Source organism: Halorubrum tibetense (genome assembly GCF_042661865.1).
Lineage (GTDB): Archaea > Halobacteriota > Halobacteria > Halobacteriales > Haloferacaceae > Halorubrum > Halorubrum tibetense.
Genome location: NZ_JBHSWW010000361.1, coordinates 1 through 2,056 on the forward strand (window position 1 = coordinate 1; position 2,056 = coordinate 2,056).

The following is a 2,056-nucleotide window of genomic DNA, read 5'->3' on the forward strand; positions in this document are numbered from 1 at the left end:
CGCACGGCGTGACGACGAGCACCTCGGGCTCGAACGCGCGGATATCGTCCCACGCGACCGGCTCGGACGGGCCGCAGGGCTGGAACTCCGGGTCGCCGCCGGCGAGCTCGACCATATCCCGAACCCAGTGGCCGGCGCGGATCGGCGGATCTGTCCAGTCGAGGACGGCGGTCCGCGGACGTCCCGACGCCGCGACGGCGGCTTCCGCTCGCTTCCGAACCCGGTCGACCCGGTCGGATAGCCGTGCCCGCAGCGTCGCGGCCGCGTCGCGTCGATCGACAGCCGCGCCGATCCGTGTCACGTCGTCGAGCGCGTCGGCGAACGAGTGCGGATCGAGCGTCAGTGTTTCGGGGCCGGCGTCGATCGATGCGGCAGCCGCGTGAACCGCCCCCGCGTCGACCGCACAGACGTCACAGGTCGCCTGCGTGATGACGAGGTCGGGATCGAGGCCGGCGAGCCGGTCCACGTCGAGATCGTACACCGCTCCCTCGACGCCACGCATCTGTGCGTCGATATCGGCCGCCTCACGCCCCTCGTGGTCGACGACGGTGCTCGTGAGCGTCGGTAGCTCGCGGGCAGCTGGCGGGTGATCACAGCTGTGGGAGACGCCGACTGGCTCGACGCCGAGCGCGAACAGCGTCTCGGTCGCGGAGGGTAACAGCGTGACGACACGCATGGGACACTTCGTCGTCGGAGGGAGAAAAACGTCTCCCCGGTCGTCGCGAATCCGCCGTCGTCCCTCGGTTCACTTCCCGCGCTTCGACAGCGCCGACAGCGTCGACGCCGCACGGAGCTCATCGACGGTGCAGTACCACGCGCCGCGAACGCCGTTCGCGTCGTTCTCGACCGGCTGTGTGAGGGGGACGAGCGGGCCGAGCTCGAAGACGACCACGACACGCTCCTCGGAGAACGGGTCGATGAGCGCCGCCCAGTCGGCCTCATCCATCGGGCCGGGGCCGCCACGGACCTGCTCCGTCCGGTCGGTCACGCGGGCGTAGTGAGTGATCGCCGACACCGGCGCAGTCCGATAGAACGCCATGTACTCGAAGTCCGCGCGGGTCCGGTCGTACGAGCGCGGGCTGGGGTAGTAGCCCGCGCGACACCGTTCGAACGTCTCGGCCTGCGTCGCGACGACACAGACCCTGGCGTCGCCGGGTGCGTCGTCGACGGGGGCGTCGGCCGCGAACCGATCGAGGTCCATACGATCTGAAGGGGTCGCCGGGTGAAACGTCCTCGGACCTTTCGGACACGGTTTATCCGTGATCGGCCCGTGGATCCGGTATGACGGACCCCGCGGCCGGATCGGCACCCTCCATCGACACGACCACGCCAACCGACGCCGACCCTCCAACCGACGCCGACCCCCCGGCGCTCGCGATCGACGGCGTCTCGAAACGCTTCGGGAGCGGCGACGACGCCGTCCTCGCGGTCGACGACGTGAGCCTGACCGTCGAGCAGGGGTCGATCGTCGGCCTCCTCGGGCCGAACGGCGCGGGGAAGACGACGCTGATCAAGTGTGCGCTCGGTATCGTCCTGCCCGACTCCGGCTCCGTTCGAGTGTTCGGAACCGACGTCGCCGGCGGCGGTCGGCGGGCGGCATACGCCCGCGTGGACGCGATGCTGGAGGGTGCACGCAACGACTACTGGCGACTCACGGTCCGCGAGAACCTCCGGTACTTCGCGACGATAAGCGGCGTCGACCCCGACTCCGTCGCCGACCGCCACGACCGCCTCCTCGAACGGCTCGACCTGGCGGACAAAGCCGACACCGCGGTTCGGGACCTCTCACGCGGCATGAAGGGGAAAGTGTCGCTGGCGAGCGTGCTCGCGGGCGGCGCGGAGCTCGTGTTCCTCGACGAGCCGACGCTCGGCCTCGACGTGGAGGGGTCGCGAACCCTCCGACGGGAGCTCCGCCGGCTCGCGGTCGAGGAGGGGCTCACGGTCGTCGTCAGCAGCCACGACATGACGACGATCGAGGCGGTGTGCGACCGCGTCGTGATGATGGCCGGCGGGCGGGTCGTCGCCGACGACACCGTCTCGGCGCTGCTGTCGGCCG

3 protein-coding genes are annotated in these 2,056 nt (G+C 70.5%); 1 reads left to right on the plus strand and 2 read right to left on the minus strand.

Annotated elements, in window-relative coordinates:
- The coding region (locus ACFQEU_RS15020) for an ABC transporter substrate-binding protein (protein ID WP_379783462.1) at positions 1-676 on the minus strand (676 nt) is incomplete at its 3' end.
- Positions 677-745: 69 nt separating this feature from the next.
- Positions 746-1,201: a hypothetical protein gene (locus ACFQEU_RS15025; protein ID WP_379783464.1), complete on the minus strand. Its 456-nt coding sequence runs from the start codon at positions 1,199-1,201 to the stop codon at positions 746-748.
- Between the two features lie 80 nt (positions 1,202-1,281).
- Between ACFQEU_RS15025 and ACFQEU_RS15030 the strand changes: the two genes are divergently transcribed.
- A partial coding sequence (locus tag ACFQEU_RS15030) for an ABC transporter ATP-binding protein (RefSeq protein WP_379783466.1) occupies positions 1,282-2,056 on the plus strand: 775 nt, incomplete at its 3' end.

Coding starts and splice junctions, on each gene's coding strand:
- ACFQEU_RS15025 (WP_379783464.1), bottom strand. CDS start 1,201: ATGGACCTCGATCGGTTCGCGGCCGACGCCCCCGTCGACGACGCACCC.